Raw genomic sequence first — 17,263 nt, 5'->3', positions numbered from 1 at the left:
ATCTGTCACTTCTTGAATTTACGCGGCTTATTCCGGTTTTTTCGCTACTTTTCATGCATTTTCATTTTTCACGGAAGCATGCCCGCATTTTTTTATGCTGCAGCCCAGCCACGCCCGTTTTTGTGCCCGGTGAACGCCAAATGGTGAAATATTTTCATTTCATAATTTTTCTATATAAAACAAATCTTTTTCTAAAGATTCTTAGCGTGGTAATCAATGTCGTCATAAAAAAAACTTGTGCATTTTGTGATGTCTGTGGTAACTCTGTAGGTATTCCTTCGAACAAGATGCAAGAATAGACAAAAATGACAGCCCTTCTACGAGTGATTAGCCTGGTCGTGATTAGCGTGGTGGTGATTATTATCCCACCGTGCGGGGCTGCACTTGGACGAGGAAAGGCTTAGAAATCAAGCCTTAACGAACTAAGACCCCCGCACCGAAAGGTCCGGGGGTTTTTTTATGACTAAAAAACAATAACGAGGAGCAGAGAATGACGAGTAGCACAAAATTCTGTTTCTTACGATCTATGGCGGGGAACTAACTATGAATGGCGCACAGTGGGTGGTACATGCGTTGCGAGCGCAGGGAGTCGAAACGGTATTTGGGTATCCAGGTGGTGCCATTATGCCAGTTTACGACGCGCTGTATGACGGCGGCGTAGAGCACCTGCTGTGTCGACACGAGCAGGGAGCGGCGATGGCAGCCATTGGTTATGCCCGCTCTACCGGTAAAACCGGTGTCTGTATCGCCACCTCTGGCCCAGGGGCGACTAACCTGATCACCGGCCTGGCGGACGCGCTGCTCGACTCTGTTCCCGTTGTTGCTATCACTGGTCAGGTTGCTGCACCGTTTATCGGTACCGATGCCTTCCAGGAAGTGGACGTCCTCGGTTTGTCGCTGGCCTGCACCAAACACAGCTTCCTGGTGCAATCTCTGGAAGAGCTCCCGCGTGTGATTGCGGAAGCCTTTGAGGTGGCAAACTCAGGCCGTCCTGGCCCGGTTCTGGTTGATATCCCTAAAGATATTCAGATTGCACAAGGCGATTTGGACCCGTACTTCTCCACCGTAGAAAGCGACGACACCTTCCCGCACAGCGAAATGGCACTGGCGCAGCAGATGCTGGCCGAATCCCAGAAGCCAATGCTGTACGTCGGTGGCGGCGTGGGAATGGCGCAGGCGGTTCCGGCGCTGCGCGAATTTATGGCGGTCACGCAAATGCCGGCAACCTGCACGCTGAAAGGTCTGGGTGCCGTGCCTGCGGATTATCCGTACTACCTCGGCATGCTGGGTATGCACGGTACCAAAGCGGCCAACCTGGCGGTACAAGAGTGTGACCTGCTGATCGCCGTTGGCGCGCGCTTTGATGACCGCGTGACCGGCAAGCTGAACACCTTCGCGCCGCACGCCAAAGTTATTCATATGGATATCGACCCGGCAGAAATGAACAAATTGCGCCAGGTGCACGTTGCCCTGCAGGGTGACCTGAATGCACTGCTGCCCGCGCTGCAGCAGCCGCTGACGATCGGTGCCTGGTGCGAACATAATGCGGCGATGCGCGCCGAGCATGAATGGCGTTACGATCATCCGGGCGAGGCTATCTACGCGCCGCTGCTGCTGAAACAGCTCTCCGATCGTAAACCGGCGGAAAGCGTGGTGACGACTGACGTTGGCCAGCACCAGATGTGGTCCGCTCAGCACATGACCTACACCCGTCCGGAAAACTTCATCACCTCAAGCGGTTTAGGCACCATGGGCTTCGGTCTGCCAGCTGCCGTGGGTGCACAGGTAGCGCGCCCGAACGATACGGTTATCTGTATCTCCGGTGACGGCTCTTTCATGATGAACGTACAGGAGCTGGGCACCGTAAAACGCAAGCAGTTACCGCTGAAGATCGTATTGCTCGACAACCAGCGGTTAGGGATGGTTCGACAATGGCAGCAGCTGTTCTTCCATGAACGTTATAGCGAAACCACCCTGACCGATAACCCCGATTTCCTCACGCTGGCCAGCGCCTTCGGCATCCCTGGCCAACACATCACCCGTAAAGACCAGGTAGAAGCGGCGCTCGACACCATGCTCGCAAGCGAAGGCCCGTACCTGCTTCATGTCTCAATCGACGAACTTGAGAATGTCTGGCCTCTGGTGCCGCCTGGCGCCAGCAACTCACAAATGCTGGAGAAATTATCATGATGCAACATCAGGTCAACGTGCAGGCCCGCTTCAACCCGGAAACCTTAGAACGCGTCTTACGTGTGGTTCGCCATCGCGGCTTTCAGATTTGCGCGATGAATATGGAAACGGCAAGCGATGCACAGAACATAAATATCGAATTGACCGTTGCCAGCCCACGGTCGGTCGACTTACTGTTTAGTCAATTAAATAAACTGGTGGACGTGGCCTCGGTTGCCGTTCAGCAGTGTACAAGCACATCACAACAACAGATTCGCGCTTGAGCGCAATAGGAAGAGAAATGACGACGAAAAAAGCGGATTACATCTGGTTCAACGGTGAGATGGTACGTTGGGAAGACGCGAAAGTACACGTTATGTCCCACGCGCTGCACTACGGCACCTCCGTGTTTGAAGGTATCCGATGCTACGATTCTCACAAAGGCCCGGTTGTCTTCCGCCACCGTGAGCACATGCAGCGCCTGCGTGACTCCGCCAAAATCTATCGCTTCCCGGTTTCTCAGAGCGTTGACGAACTGATGGAAGCCTGCCGTGAAGTGCTGCGTAAAAACAATCTGACCAGCGCCTATATCCGTCCGCTGGTCTTCGTGGGTGATGTGGGTATGGGCGTTAACCCGCCGGACGGTTACACAACCGACGTGATCATCGCGGCGTTCCCGTGGGGGGCTTATCTGGGCGCGGAAGCGCTGGATCAGGGGATCGATGCCATGGTCTCTTCCTGGAACCGTGCGGCACCGAACACCATCCCAACCGCGGCAAAAGCGGGCGGTAACTACCTCTCTTCACTGTTGGTTGGCAGCGAAGCGCGCCGCCACGGTTATCAGGAAGGTATCGCGCTGGACGTGAACGGCTTCCTGTCCGAAGGTGCGGGCGAAAACCTGTTCGAAGTGAAAGACGGCATTCTGTTTACCCCTCCATTTACCTCTTCTGCGCTGCCTGGTATTACCCGCGATGCGATCATCAAGCTGGCGAAAGATATCGGTATTGAAGTCCGCGAGCAGGTACTGTCTCGTGAATCCCTCTACCTGGCTGACGAAGTGTTCATGTCCGGTACCGCCGCTGAAATCACGCCGGTACGTAGCGTCGATGGTATCCAGGTAGGTGAAGGCCGCTGTGGCCCAGTGACTAAGCGCATTCAGCAAGCATTCTTTGGCCTCTTCACCGGTGAAACCGAAGATAAATGGGGCTGGTTGGATCAGGTTAATAACTAAGAATAAAAATGGGGTGGCACGCACCGCCCCATTCACGAGACAGAGACTGGGAGTACTAAAGCATGCCTAAATATCGTTCCGCCACTACCACCCACGGCCGCAACATGGCGGGCGCCCGCGCACTGTGGCGCGCCACCGGGATGACCGATGATGACTTCGGTAAACCGATTATCGCCGTCGTAAACTCGTTTACCCAGTTCGTGCCGGGCCACGTACACTTGCGCGACCTCGGTAAACTGGTTGCAGAGCAGATCGAAGCCTCCGGCGGCGTTGCCAAAGAATTCAACACCATTGCGGTGGATGATGGTATCGCCATGGGGCACGGGGGCATGCTTTATTCACTGCCGTCCCGCGAGCTGATTGCCGACTCCGTGGAGTACATGGTTAACGCGCACTGCGCCGATGCGATGGTTTGTATCTCCAACTGCGACAAAATCACCCCGGGGATGTTGATGGCTTCTTTGCGCCTGAACATTCCGGTTATCTTCGTTTCCGGCGGCCCGATGGAAGCCGGGAAAACCAAGCTCTCTGACAAAATCATCAAGCTCGACCTGGTCGATGCGATGATTCAGGGCGCAGACCCGAAAGTTTCTGACTCGCAGAGCGAGCAGGTAGAACGCTCCGCTTGTCCAACCTGCGGCTCTTGTTCCGGTATGTTCACCGCCAACTCAATGAACTGTCTGACCGAAGCGCTGGGTCTGTCGCAGCCGGGCAACGGCTCGCTGCTGGCCACCCACGCAGACCGTAAAGAACTGTTCCTCACCGCAGGCCAGCGCATCGTTGAGCTGACCAAACGCTACTACGAACAGGATGATGCCTCCGCGCTGCCGCGCAACATCGCGTGTAAAGAGGCGTTCGAGAACGCCATGACGCTGGATATCGCCATGGGCGGTTCCACCAACACCGTTCTGCACCTGCTGGCGGCGGCGCAGGAAGCCGAAATCGACTTCACCATGAGCGACATCGACAAGCTGTCCCGCAAGGTGCCGCAGCTGTGTAAAGTGGCGCCAAGTACCCAGAAATACCATATGGAAGATGTACACCGCGCCGGCGGCGTGCTGGGGATCCTCGGTGAGCTGGACCGCGCAGGCCTGCTGAACCGCAATGTGAAAAACGTTCTCGGTCTTTCACTGCCACAGACGCTGGAGCAGTACGACATCACCGTTACCCAGGACGACGCGGTCAAAAAAATGTTCCGCGCAGGCCCAGCCGGTATCCGTACCACTCAAGCGTTCTCGCAGGATTGCCGCTGGGACACGCTGGATGACGACCGTGCCGAAGGCTGTATCCGTTCTCTGGAGCACGCCTACAGCAAAGACGGTGGTCTGGCCGTGCTGTACGGTAACTTCGCGGAAAACGGCTGCATCGTGAAAACGGCAGGCGTTGATGACAGCATCCTCAAATTCACCGGCCCGGCCAAAGTGTACGAAAGCCAGGACGACGCGGTAGAAGCGATTCTCGGCGGCAAAGTGGTGGCAGGTGACGTGGTGGTGATTCGCTACGAAGGGCCGAAAGGCGGTCCGGGCATGCAGGAAATGCTCTATCCAACCACTTTCCTGAAATCAATGGGTCTTGGTAAAGCCTGCGCCTTGATTACCGACGGCCGCTTCTCTGGTGGTACGTCTGGCCTCTCTATCGGCCACGTTTCTCCGGAAGCAGCAAGCGGCGGTAATATCGCAATCATTGAAGATGGCGACATGATTGCCATCGACATTCCGAACCGTGGTATTCAGCTGCAACTGAGCGATGCAGAAATTGCCGCGCGTCGTGAAGCGCAGGAAGCCCGCGGCGAACAGGCGTGGACCCCGAAAAACCGTGAACGTCAGGTCTCCTTTGCCCTTCGCGCCTATGCCAGCCTGGCAACCAGCGCCGACAAAGGCGCCGTGCGCGATAAATCGAAACTGGGTGGCTAATCATGGCAGATTCACAACCCCTATCCGGCTCCCCTGAGGGGGCCGAGTACCTCAGAGCGGTGCTTCGCGCACCGGTCTACGAAGCGGTACAGGTGACGCCGCTGCAGAAAATGGAAAAGATCTCTTCGCGCCTTGATAACGTGATTCTGGTTAAACGCGAAGACCGCCAGCCGGTGCACAGCTTCAAGCTGCGCGGGGCTTACGCGATGATGGCTGGCCTGACGCCCGAGCAGAAATCGCACGGCGTGATCACCGCTTCCGCAGGCAACCATGCGCAGGGCGTGGCGTTCTCCTCCGCTCGTCTTGGTCTGAAATCGCTTATCGTCATGCCGGTAGCGACTGCTGACATCAAAGTGGATGCGGTACGCGGTTTTGGCGGCGAAGTGCTGCTGCACGGCGCGAACTTTGATGAAGCCAAAGCTAAAGCCATTGAACTGGCACAGCAGCAGGGATTTACCTGGGTTCCGCCGTTCGATCACCCGATGGTGATTGCCGGGCAGGGCACGCTGGCGCTCGAATTACTACAGCAAGATGCTCACCTCGACCGTGTTTTTGTGCCGGTTGGCGGCGGCGGTCTGGCGGCGGGCGTGGCGGTGCTGATTAAACAGCTAATGCCGCAAATCAAAGTGATTGCGGTGGAAGCAGAAGATTCAGCCTGCCTGAAAGCGGCGCTGGATGCCGGTCATCCGGTCGACCTGCCGCGCGTGGGCCTCTTTGCTGAAGGCGTGGCGGTGAAGCGCATCGGTGATGAAACTTTCCGTCTGTGCCAGGAGTATCTCGACGATATCGTCACCGTGGATAGCGACGCTATCTGCGCGGCGATGAAAGACCTGTTCGAAGATGTGCGCGCGGTGGCGGAGCCTTCCGGGGCGCTGGCGCTGGCGGGCATGAAAAAATACATCGCCCAGCACAACATTCGCGGTGAGCGTCTGGCGCACGTGCTGTCCGGTGCGAACGTTAACTTCCACGGCCTGCGCTACGTTTCCGAACGCTGCGAACTGGGGGAGCAGCGTGAAGCGCTGCTGGCGGTCACCATTCCAGAAGAGAAGGGCAGCTTCCTGAAGTTCTGCCAGCTGCTGGGCGGGCGCTCGGTCACTGAGTTCAACTACCGTTTTGCCGACGCGAAAAATGCCTGCATTTTTGTCGGTGTCCGTCTGAGCCGGGGTCTGGAAGAGCGCAAAGAGATTTTGCAGCTGCTCAACGAGGGCGGCTACAGCGTGGTCGATCTCTCCGACGATGAAATGGCGAAGCTGCATGTGCGCTATATGGTCGGCGGTCGTCCGTCTAAGCCGTTACAGGAACGTCTGTACAGCTTCGAGTTCCCGGAATCCCCGGGCGCGTTGCTGAAATTCCTGCATACCTTAGGTACGCACTGGAATATCTCTCTGTTCCACTATCGCAGCCACGGCACGGACTATGGTCGCGTACTGGCGGCGTTTGAGCTGGGCGAACATGAGCCCGATTTTGAAACGCGGCTCAATGAGCTGGGCTACGATTGCCACGACGAGACAAATAACCCGGCGTTCCGCTTCTTCCTGGCGGGTTAAGCGCCGCTTAGCGGGAGATAACCTATCCGGGTTATCTCCCAATCTCCTTTTATTTGCCATAACCCACCGAATTATTTCGTTGCCAACGAATTTCAACGATAAAAATGTGACGTAATTCATAATAAAACGCTCACCGCGTTGCGCCAGCCTGCGCACATCTTTTGGGGGCGATATTTGTCGCCCACTTGCTGCTCCTGAATTAACATTGTCTCTAGTTAATTCTTAGCGGTTAGAGAGGATATTCGGATGAGAACGGATATAATTGATGCCCCGCATAAAAGTGCGCAAGGATGTGAATATTTTACGCCTCAGCTCACATTTCTGGATAAACATTATAATAATTCCACTGATTTTTTTTCTTCGATATTTTTGCTGCTGAAAAAGCAAGGCTACGTCCAGGACTCTTTTCTTGACGCCATCATCGCCCGTGAAAAGGCATATCCTACCGCGCTGCCGACGCTGCCGGTGGCTATCGCGCTTCCTCATACCGACCCTCAGCACATTATTCGCCCCTTTATCTCCGTAACGCGGCTGTCTACGCCCATTGCCTGGCAAGAAATGGGCAATGATGACAACACGCTTTACGTTCATTTTATTGTTTTACTTGGCTTTGTTGACCACAGTAGCCACTTGACGGCGCTGCAAAAGCTCATGGACTGCCTTGCGGATGAAGAGGTTGTTCAGACCTTACGCGAAATAGACGATGTAGAAACCTTTCTCTGTACCCTCACATCAAGACTGCAATTAGATAAGGATTTATAAGATGAAAAAAGTCATTGTTGCATGTGGAAGCGGCGTTGCTACCTCACAAACGGTTGCCAGTAAAGTGACCCGCTTATTGAATGAACGCCAGCAGTCGCATATCAAAGTTGAAGTCATCGATCTGAAATCGCTTGATAGTCATATAAAAGATAGTGCGGCTTATATCGCCATTACCAAAGTTGATAAGCAATATCCTATCCCGGTAATTAACGGGATTGCCTTTCTGACCGGCATGGGAATGGAACAAGAATTACAAAAGGTCATTGATGCCTGTAAATAAGATGTAGCTCTTTAATCCGTATACTCGTCGTCTTTCAAGCTGCAGGTGCGTTGGCTGCGTTCTTTCACCCGAATCACTTACTAAAGTAAGCTCATCGGGATTCTCTCACTTGCCGCCTTCCCGCAACTCGAAAGCCATAGAGTATCTAATTATTTTAGTGGAGAAGTGCTATGGACTTTCTTGGTGTAGTTATAAATTATATTCTGAATTTAGGCGCACCGGTTTTTGTGCCCTTTATTATGTTATTAGCCGGGCTGGTGGTGCGGATGAAATTCCGCGATGCAGCTTCGGCAGCCATCACGCTTGGCGTGGCCTTCGTTGGGATGAGCATGCTGATTGGCTTTATGGTCGATGCCATCGGTGTTGCCGCACAGACCATGATGAACCGTACCGGCCTTGAGTTAAGCATCGTCGATGGCGGCTGGACGACGATGGCCAATATCTCGTGGGCCTGGCCCTACGCGTTCGCCATGTTCCCGCTTCAGGTTGGCGTCAACATTGTGATGTTGATGCTGAACAAGACCAATACGTTCAACGCCGACCTCTGGAACGTGTGGGGGAAAATCTTTACCGCGTTTATCGTGGTGAGCGTCACCACCCCATTGTTTGGCCCGGTCTGGAGTCTGGTACTGGCGTTCATCGTTGCTGCTTTCCAGATCATTATGGAACTGAACGCGGGAGATATTCACCAGCATCGTATCGAGAAGCTTACGGGGATCCCGGGAGTGACCTGTACGCACCGTATGGTCTTCTTTGGTGCCATCTATTACCCGTTCGATCTACTGCTGCGCAAAATCCCGGTCTGTAATAAACCGATGGATGCGAGCGCGCTGCGTGCCAAAGTCGGGGTTTTTGCTGAAAACCACATTATTGGCTTTATCCTGGGGATCCTGTTTGGGGTCATCGCGGGCTACAGCGTTGCGAAAACGTTGATGCTGGGCGTGCAGGCCTCGACGGCGCTGGTGCTGTTCCCGATGATTTCCAAGCTCTTTATGCAAGCGCTATCGCCAATCTCTGAAGCGATCAGCGACTATATGAACAAGAAATTCTCCGGGCGTAGGCTGTTCGTAGGTATTGACTGGCCGTTTATGGGCGGCGCGAGCGAAATCTGGTTTGCTATTATCGTCGCCATCCCGTTCACTCTGCTGTGGGCGCTGATTCTCCCAGGAAATAAGATCCTGCCGTTTGCTGGCATCATCAATATTGCGCTGATTGTTCCGGCCTATCTGGTGACGCGCGGTAATACGCTGCGTATGGTTATCCTGAGCATTATTGGCGTGCCGTTCTTCCTGTTTGTCGGCACACAGTTCGCGCCAATGATTACCGACCTTGGGTTGGCCACTAAAGCTATCACCATCCCGACAGGACAGCTGATTTCGAACAGCTCGATTGATGCCCCAGTCTTCACCTATGCCTTCTCCTTCCTGTTCAAATTCCTGGAAGGCAACTTCATCCCGCTGGTGTTTGCGCTGTGGTGGGGCTGCGGCTACTTCTTCTACTCCCGCGAACTGCGTCGTGAAAGCAATCTTGCGCAGCAGGAAGCCGAACAGCAGGCGAAGGTTCAGCAGGCGTAACGCTGGGTTTCATGTTCACGTCTGGCGGCAGGTGCCGCCGCCAGGCTTTTCATTGCAGGAGAGTTAGCATGGCTATGGATAAACGCGTGGTTGCAGTGTTGGATGCCATTGTGAACGATCCCGGTATCACGGGGACGAAGCTTGAAGCGCAGTTTTGCCTGACGCGCAAACAGTTGAGCTATACGTTGAAAAAGGTGAATGACTACCTGGAGTCGAACCACTTCGACCGGATCAACCGCCTGAAAACCGGGAAGCTGAATATCCCACGCCATGTAATCGAGCATTTTCGTCAGAATCAGACCTCGGAAACCGAGCATCGCTATCTCTACTCAGAAGAAGAACGTGGGCAGATGATTATCTTTATGCTGCTGACCCGCAATGAACGGCTGTCATTGTTACATCTCTCTTCTTCATTGGGCGTTAGCCAGAACACGATTATCAATGACCTGAAAAAAGTCCGTACCGAGGTTATTGAGCACGGGCTGGAGATAAGCTACGACCGGGGCAACGGCTACCACATTCTGGGTGAGGAGCTGGAAAAACGCTACCTGTTGCTACATTGCCTGCGTCGGGTGCTGGAAATACCGGTCGCAAAAAATATTATCGCTCACTACAACAATGTGATGAGTGACTATCTGGAAAAGGTTGGCAACGTTTTCAGTGAAATTGAAAAGCGATTCAAAATTCAGTTTACCGACCGCCAGCTTCAGGAGCTTATTTATTTTATCTGTTTTGTCCTGCATCGTATTGATTCGGAGAAAATCCTGGTCAATATTCCGAGCAGCTATACCGATATTATTGGCAGCAGAGAATTTACGCTGATGCAGAGCGTTATCAGTAAAATCAATATCAATAGCGAGAATGAATTGGTTTTCCTGACGGCACTGATCCAAAGTTCGAATATTCAAAGTGTCGCCGATAAATATTTCCATCTTGATACGCTGCTGCTTGAAAGCGTGGTGGCGGTGGTCGACAATTTTGAGAAAATAAGCTGCGTTACCATCAAAGAGAAAAATGAGCTGATTGAAAAAATCTATCAGCACTGGAAACCAGCCTATTACCGTATTCGCTATCATCTGGCCAATACCAGCAGCGTTTACGATCTGGTGGTGAAAGAGTTCAGCCACCTGCACGAGATGGTTCGCCGGGCGGCGGTGCCGTTCGAGACGGTGCTGCACTGCGAAATTCCGGACGAAGAGATGGCGTTTTTAACGGTACTCTTTGGCGGCTGGCTGACCCGAGAAGGGGTTATCCATCAGATTAAGCTACAGAAAACGGCGGTGGTGGTGTGTGAAAACAGTGCGACGATTTCCACCTATTTGTTTCTGACGCTGCAGGTCCTTTTTCCGGAGCTGCACTTTACCGAAGTGATGTCACGGCGTGAGTTTGAGCGTTATACCGGACACTACGACGTGGTCTTCTCAACCACGCACCTGAACACCAATAAGATGGTGTTCGTGGTGAATCCGTCCATCAGCAGCATTCACAAAAGTGCGTTCCGCAATCATGTGATCGGCGCGCTACAGGGCGTAGACCCGAACATCATCCAGATAGAGCAACTGCTGCTTATCTTCGAACGCTTCGGTAATATCACTGACCATAAAGGGCTACAGCACGCGCTTGCCAACTACATCTATGATGAGAGCAGCGCCGCGAACGTGGTAGGTAATATTGAACCACCAACGCCGTCACTAACGGACCTACTGCATCGCGAACACGTTCAATTTATCACGTCGCTGCCCGGCAGCTGGCAGCAGGCCATTACTCAGGCTTCAGCATCATTGCTGAAAAGTGGGGTGATTGAACCGCGCTATCTGCAAATTATGCTGGATAAAATTGCCGATGAGCAGCCCTATATCATGCTGGCCGAGGGTGTGATTATTGCCCACGCGGGCGTCGATGATGGCGCGCTGGAGACGGGGATGGCGCTATTGCGCCTGCCTTCTAAGATTGATTTCGCCAGTTATATGCAGGCCGATATTATTATAGTCCTGGCGACGAATAATCCACAAAAACATCTTAAGGCGCTCGCGCAATTAAATGAATTTCTCGAATTCTATGATGGCGGCAATATTATTCGCCGTGCACAGGATGAATATGTACTGATAAAAGACTTCGCCCGACATTCGTAATCATTAATTAAACGCCGTTGCAGCTTAAAAGCTGCAACGTTATTTCCCGGCAACTATTGTCGTGACATCGCTCGCCCCTATAACCGTATACAGGACAAATATTATGTTAGACATTCAGAAAAAACACGTCGTTGAAATGGCCAGAACTGCTCAGCAATGGGGACTGTGTAAACATAAAGCAGGTAATTCTAGCGTACGGGATAAAGAAACAGGGCTTATTTTGGTGACCCCCACTACAATCGACAAAATGCATTTAACGCCGCGCGATATCGTGGTGATGGACGTTGAAGCCAATGTGATTGAAAGCGAAGCGGGATTGCGCCCAACCAGCGAATGCTTGATGCATATCGAGATTTATAAAGCGCGCCCGGATGTGTTCGCGATTTCCCACACGCACTCCCTCTACGCGACCTCTTTTGCTGTGCTGAATAAGCCTATCCCGGCGGTAGTGTACGAGTGCGCGATTCTCAACCTGAAAGACGGGGTGATCCCAGTCGCACCGTACGGCCGCCCCGGCACACCGGCGCTTTCCGACAGCGTGATCGAACCTATCAAGCGTGCTGATGCCATCCTGATGGAAAAACACGGCGCAATCGGCGTGGATAAAGACCCGTATGAAGCAGTGCTGAAATCCGCTTATCTGGAGGAGATGGCACAGATTTACTACCACGCGCTGGTGATTAACGGTGGTAAGGAGCCAGAATCTTTCTCCCCGGAGGAGCTACAACGCTGGGCCTACCCGTCACAGATCAAATTTGCCCGCTAATTGACGTGCCCGCCTGTTTGGGCGGGATATTCATGGAGAGAACGCATGAAAAAATTTCTGAATCAGGCGGAGGACTTTATCCCGGAGATGCTGGAAGGAATCTATCTGGCGCATCCCGATAAATTCCGCTTTGTGAAGGGGGATCTACACTGCCTTGCCACGGCGCGTCCGGTGCCCGGCAAGGTGGGGATTGTCACCGGCGGCGGTTCCGGGCATCTGCCGCTGTTCCTTGGCTACGTTGGGAAAGGGATGCTGGACGGTTGCGCCATTGGCGATGTGTTCCAGTCACCGTCGCCGGAGCAAATCCTGGCCGTTACGCAGGCGGTAGACAGCGGCGCGGGCGTGCTCTACCTGTACGGCAACTACAACGGCGATATTTTCAATTTTGACATGGCAGCGGAAATGGCCGACCTGAAAAGCGATATCCGCACCAGCACGGTCGTTGCCGCCGATGATTCCGCAGGTGCCTTGCCGAGCGGTAATGCCACCACGCGGCGCGGCGTGGCGGGTATTTTCTTCGTCTACAAATGTGCTGGCGCATCGGCGGCCAGAATGGATGATCTCGACACCGTTCAGCGTATTGCGCAGAAGGCCGGGGATCGCGTGCGGACGCTAGGCGTGGCGCTGTCGCCGTGCATCGTGCCGCGTATCGGCAAGCCAGGCTTTCATATTGGCGACAATGAGATGGAAATTGGCATGGGCATTCATGGTGAAAGCGGCATCCGCCGCGGGCCGCAGCTGAGTGCTGAAAATATTGCCGAAGAGATGATGTCCTGGCTGATTGCCGATTCCCCCTGCCAGCAGGGCGATGAAGTGGCGGTGCTGATAAACGGGCTCGGTGCAACGCCGTTGGAAGAGCTGTACCTGATGTATCGCCATGTGCATCAGATTCTGGCGCAGAGCAGCATCCGTGTCTTCCGCGTGTGGGTGGGGGAATTCGCCACGGCGATGGAGATGACCGGCATGTCCATTAGCCTGATGCCGGTAGACGATGAGCTTAAGGCTCTGCTGAACGCGCAGGCCGACACGCCGATGTTCCGGCAGTTTCCTGCCTAAGGAGTCGCTATGACATTAAGCAGCGAGAGCTTACGGCCGCTCTTTGCCGAGTGGGCACGGGTGATGCAGGGCAACAAGACAGTGCTGACTGAACTGGACAGCGTGGTAGGCGACGGCGATCTGGGCCTTACCATGAGCGATGGTTTTGCTGCGGCCTCGGACTATGCACAACACAGCGATGAACCAGACCTGGGGCGATTTTTCTATCTGGCGGGTAAAGCCATGGCCTCGGCGGTACCCTCAACGATGGGTACGCTGATGGCCTCCGGTCTGATGCAGGCGGGAAAAGTCTTTAAGGGGCGGGAGGCGATGACGCTGCGGGAAGCGGGTGATTTTTTCCAGGCCTGGTATGAAGGTGTACAACAGCGCGGCAAAGCACAGCCGGGCGAAAAGACCTTTCTTGATGGCATGGCCCCGGCACTGGTGGCGCTGCGTGACCATGGCGACCCGCTTTGCGTGGCGCGAGAAGCGCTGCTAGCGGCGCAGCAGGGCGTGCAGCAGACCACCACGATGGTGGCGAAGCACGGGCGTGCGGCCATTCACGGCGATCGGTCCCGTGCGTTCGTCGACCCGGGCGCGATGGTCGCCCAGCTTCTGATTCAGGGTTATTTTAACGTCGTTCAGGCTATGTACCCGGCAAACGGACAGTAAGTAAGGAACCGCAATTATGTTGAAAGAAGTGGTGAAAATCAGCAATCTGCACGGTATTCATGCGCGCCCGGCGGGCGTACTGGCAAAGGCATGCGCACAGTATCAGTCGCGGATCGAGATGATCTATGATGGCAAAACCATCAAAGGAAAAAGCATCATGAGCATTTTGGGTGCCGGGATCAAAGGGCGTGGATCGCTTGAGATCATCTGCAGCGGCAGCGACGAGCAGGAGGCGATGGCGAAGCTGAAGGTGCTGTTCGCCGAAGGCTTTGGTTTCGATTAGCCTCACCAAAACCGCCGTTAGCGCGGCGGTTAATCGTGCTTACCGATAATAGACATTAGCAAACAGGTCGCGGTTATCATCCCCTTCTTTGAAAAGGCCTATGTAGGAACCTTCGGGTAACAGCAGCGCTGTCTCCGGGCCATTGAGCAAGGTGATGGTTTTGCGGCCTGCCGACAGGATTATGGGCGGAGTGAGTGCGATCCCATCCACGTTAATTTGTGCAGATACTGGCGCGCCGGTTTCGCTGTAAAGCTGATATCTTCCGGTTAGCGGCACCTTGAATACCGTCTGGCGGTTTACGTGCAGCCGTTGCCCTGCCATCCGGATATTCGGTGCCACCTGGACATAGCTGTTGTCGATGGCTTCGGCGATAACAGAATAGATCTTAGTTAATCGGTTGGACCATAAAATAACTTTCGGTGGGGATTGGGTTAGCACCTGCCAGGCTTCGGAGCCTTTCCCTTCCCGTAGCGTCTTTAATACATACCAGTTATCGAGCCATAGGGTTGTCGGTTCCAGCCTGTTGGGTAACATCCCTATACCATCAAAGTATTTTTCATCAGGCTTGAGCAATGCTTCTGCTCGGCTAACTATTTCAAGCTGCTGTACATTGTCAATTTTCAGGTAGCTGAGATTGGTAAAGTAGCTTGAAAGTAGGGCTAATGCGGTTATCGTCAGGAAAAATAACCTCAAAATCGGCCTACCGCTATGGGTGAGGATGTAATCTAGCGGGGTGAGAGACCAAAGCGATATAAAGGGTAGTGCCATAATAAATACATAGGGCCATGGCTGGCTATGAGCGAACACCAGCGTGGTTATGACGAGCGAAAATATCAGCACGATACGTTTTTTTTCAGGTGAGACTCGAAAGCGTTTCACCGCGATTATCATGCCGCTAAAACAGAGTAGATAGAGAACCGTATTGTCTACCAGGGTTTGTAAGACATACGCGCGCAGTCCGTCATAGGCTTCGCTGCCGTTTACTGCTACTTCTACCGGGCCAAAAATCAAACCTTCAGCGATACGCAGCGGGTCGCTGCCGCCGAATATCAAACAATAGGCTAGTGCGGGAAGCATCCATCCAACGGTCAGGTAAAAACCGCGAACGATAGCCATGATGAAATCTTTGCGTAATGTAGCGTCCATCACTAAGCCAAGCCCTAGAGCCAGATTGAAGAACGCTGATTTTTGGGTAATCAAAAACGCCATCCCGCTGAGGATCCCGGCGATGATAATGCTTCTTGCGTTGAGGGTAGTGCTACGCAGTATCACCAGAACGGCAGCCAGAGCGAAAAACAGCGCCAGGGGCTCTGAGCGGGTGCGGAAGATGCGCTCCATAAAATTCGTAAAGCACAGTAACACCAGAACAATCAGTAGTGAACGTAAACGCTGTTCACCCAAGGCCCGCGCGCAGGCGTAAACCAGCAGTAGGGTTCCGCAGGCGAGCAGAGCCGTTTGCATTCTCCCGACAAGAATAATCGAGGTTGCGTTCCAACCAATCAGGTGAGCCAGTTTATAAAACACGGCAAAGCCTACGGCCTTTGGCGGTTGAATGGTATCGAATAGCCCATTGGCAAAATATTTGGCGTAACCAAGCTGGGCGAACTCATCCATGACCAGACGAATATGCCAGGCAAAAATGAAAATAAGCGCCACTTTAAAGGCGATACTCACGCCGAGAAGCAGTGTGGCGTTTCGCGGGTTGCCGCGAAGAAGGTGAAGACTGGATGTATCCATTTTATTCTCTTCCGGTTTGGTCCTTCGCCCTGACGGCATTTTGCGCCAGCCTGAGTATTTCCTGTGCCATGGTTTGCCAGCTATAGCGCTCCCTGGCGTAACGGATCATCGCTTCACGTTCGCGGTGGGTCAGCCGACAGCTATCTATTGCGGCAGAACAACGCTGCGCCGAACCCTTTGGATCGCTAAGGTCGATGTTCACGCCACGTAGCCAGCTTGCCGCCTCGGGGTCCGCTCTATGTGCCGGAGCGCCGCAGACAACCGGTAGCCCGCAGGCCATCGCTTCCTGAATAACGAGGGGATAGCCTTCACCGACGGTAGGCAATAGCAGCAAATCTGCGCCGCGATAAAGTTCCGCCAGCGCGTCGGGGGCCTGAACGCCAAGATCGTAAACGTTGTCCAACCCCCATTCTGCGGGTCTAAGTGGGCCGCTTCCGACCAGTAAGAACTGGCACTCCGGCCTGGCTGCTGCAAGGACGCGTAATACCGCCAATCCTTTCTTTTCAACGTAGCGACCAACGAAAAGTATGCGCTGGGCACAGGGAGGGAAATGGTAGTTTGCTCGTGGATTTCGTCCGGCTTCTATGGAGGTAGGGGGATAAAAAATGGCGCTATCAACGCCGTTAAACAGCAACCTATAGGGATAGCGTGCAGGTGTTCCGAGCAGGTCGTAACGTACCGTATCGCTAATAAAGATTCGGACATCAGCAGCCCATAGCATGGGGCGCGTAACGATCAGGTTTGCCAGTTGCATCAGCAGACGCAGCGAGAGGGATTTGAAAGGAATCGCAGCAATATGCTGAATCAAAACAACGGGTTTCCCGTGGAGCTTGGCCATTATCATGCCAAGGATTGACGTCACATAAAGCGCATCGTGGATCACCACCACGTCGCTTCGGCGTACGGCATCTCTCAGCGCATAAATGGCCGCGGGGCCGGGGAATGGCATGGGCAAACCGGTGAGTTTTTCCAGCGGGTCGACGCAGCGTAACGCGATGATTTTGATATCGCCGTCAGGTAAAGCATCGCCAGCGCTGGCCGCCCATTGTGGCATTGCGCCCAGGCGGGCGAACCGACGACACAAGTGCCCGGCAACGCGTTCAATTCCACCGCCGTGCGCTTCGTAGAAATGGCTTATCGTCAGGATATTCAAGGTAAAATC

Annotated in this window: 16 protein-coding genes; 14 read left to right on the top strand and 2 right to left on the bottom strand. The window is 53.8% G+C overall.

Features of this window, described 5'->3' with window-relative positions:
* Positions 1 to 305: 305 nt before the first annotated feature.
* From ilvL to MY052_RS23300, 14 genes are all read left to right on the top strand, one after another.
* Entirely contained in the window at positions 306 to 404 is a 99-nt protein-coding gene (gene ilvL, locus MY052_RS23365; RefSeq protein ID WP_001311244.1) for an ilv operon leader peptide, read from the top strand.
* A 139-nt stretch (positions 405 to 543) separates the two neighbouring features.
* Entirely contained in the window at positions 544 to 2,190 is a 1,647-nt protein-coding gene (gene ilvG / locus MY052_RS23360) for an acetolactate synthase 2 catalytic subunit (RefSeq protein WP_248537947.1), read from the top strand.
* Entirely contained in the window at positions 2,187 to 2,453 is a 267-nt protein-coding gene (gene ilvM / locus MY052_RS23355; protein ID WP_035896406.1) for an acetolactate synthase 2 small subunit, read from the top strand. Before ilvG ends, ilvM begins: the two co-directional genes overlap by 4 nt.
* Before the next feature lie 17 nt (positions 2,454 to 2,470).
* On the top strand, positions 2,471 to 3,400 hold the full coding sequence (locus tag MY052_RS23350) for a branched-chain amino acid transaminase (RefSeq protein ID WP_202216821.1): 930 nt from the start codon (positions 2,471 to 2,473) through the stop codon (positions 3,398 to 3,400).
* A gap of 62 nt (positions 3,401 to 3,462) precedes the next feature.
* Positions 3,463 to 5,313 (top strand): dihydroxy-acid dehydratase, encoded by a 1,851-nt coding sequence (gene ilvD, locus MY052_RS23345; RefSeq protein ID WP_035896404.1) that lies wholly within the window; start codon positions 3,463 to 3,465, stop codon positions 5,311 to 5,313.
* 2 nt (positions 5,314 to 5,315) lie between these two features.
* Positions 5,316 to 6,860, top strand: coding sequence for a threonine ammonia-lyase, biosynthetic (ilvA, locus tag MY052_RS23340; protein WP_035896403.1), 1,545 nt, complete (start codon positions 5,316 to 5,318; stop codon positions 6,858 to 6,860).
* Between the two features lie 246 nt (positions 6,861 to 7,106).
* Positions 7,107 to 7,622, top strand: a complete 516-nt coding sequence (locus tag MY052_RS23335) for a PTS sugar transporter subunit IIA (RefSeq protein WP_123651801.1) — start codon at positions 7,107 to 7,109, stop codon at positions 7,620 to 7,622.
* A 1-nt stretch (position 7,623) separates the two neighbouring features.
* Complete coding sequence (locus MY052_RS23330; protein WP_035896401.1) at positions 7,624 to 7,902, top strand: PTS sugar transporter subunit IIB; 279 nt, start codon at positions 7,624 to 7,626, stop codon at positions 7,900 to 7,902.
* Positions 7,903 to 8,072: 170 nt separating this feature from the next.
* Entirely contained in the window at positions 8,073 to 9,476 is a 1,404-nt protein-coding gene (locus MY052_RS23325) for a PTS galactitol transporter subunit IIC (protein ID WP_035896400.1), read from the top strand.
* 68 nt (positions 9,477 to 9,544) lie between these two features.
* Entirely contained in the window at positions 9,545 to 11,608 is a 2,064-nt protein-coding gene (locus MY052_RS23320; RefSeq protein ID WP_248537946.1) for a BglG family transcription antiterminator, read from the top strand.
* 103 nt (positions 11,609 to 11,711) lie between these two features.
* Positions 11,712 to 12,374 carry a class II aldolase/adducin family protein gene (locus tag MY052_RS23315; protein WP_035896398.1) on the top strand — a complete coding sequence of 221 codons (663 nt, stop codon included), beginning with the start codon at positions 11,712 to 11,714 and terminating at the stop codon, positions 12,372 to 12,374.
* 45 nt (positions 12,375 to 12,419) lie between these two features.
* On the top strand, positions 12,420 to 13,430 hold the full coding sequence (locus MY052_RS23310) for a dihydroxyacetone kinase subunit DhaK (protein WP_248537945.1): 1,011 nt from the start codon (positions 12,420 to 12,422) through the stop codon (positions 13,428 to 13,430).
* Positions 13,431 to 13,439: 9 nt separating this feature from the next.
* Positions 13,440 to 14,081, top strand: coding sequence for a dihydroxyacetone kinase family protein (locus MY052_RS23305; protein ID WP_248537944.1), 642 nt, complete (start codon positions 13,440 to 13,442; stop codon positions 14,079 to 14,081).
* Positions 14,082 to 14,097: 16 nt separating this feature from the next.
* Positions 14,098 to 14,364 (top strand): HPr family phosphocarrier protein, encoded by a 267-nt coding sequence (locus MY052_RS23300; protein WP_035896560.1) that lies wholly within the window; start codon positions 14,098 to 14,100, stop codon positions 14,362 to 14,364.
* A 39-nt stretch (positions 14,365 to 14,403) separates the two neighbouring features.
* On the opposite strand, the gene MY052_RS23295 is transcribed toward MY052_RS23300, so the two are convergent.
* Both MY052_RS23295 and MY052_RS23290 read right to left on the bottom strand, forming a co-directional pair.
* Complete coding sequence (locus tag MY052_RS23295) at positions 14,404 to 16,101, bottom strand: DUF7055 domain-containing protein (RefSeq protein ID WP_248537943.1); 1,698 nt, start codon at positions 16,099 to 16,101, stop codon at positions 14,404 to 14,406.
* Position 16,102: 1 nt separating this feature from the next.
* Positions 16,103 to 17,254 (bottom strand): glycosyltransferase family 4 protein, encoded by a 1,152-nt coding sequence (locus MY052_RS23290; RefSeq protein ID WP_248537942.1) that lies wholly within the window; start codon positions 17,252 to 17,254, stop codon positions 16,103 to 16,105.
* Positions 17,255 to 17,263 lie beyond the last annotated feature (9 nt).

This window comes from Kluyvera ascorbata, from assembly GCF_023195735.1.
In the GTDB taxonomy this organism is placed as follows: domain Bacteria; phylum Pseudomonadota; class Gammaproteobacteria; order Enterobacterales; family Enterobacteriaceae; genus Kluyvera; species Kluyvera ascorbata.
This window is presented reverse-complemented; position numbering and strand designations above follow the sequence as displayed.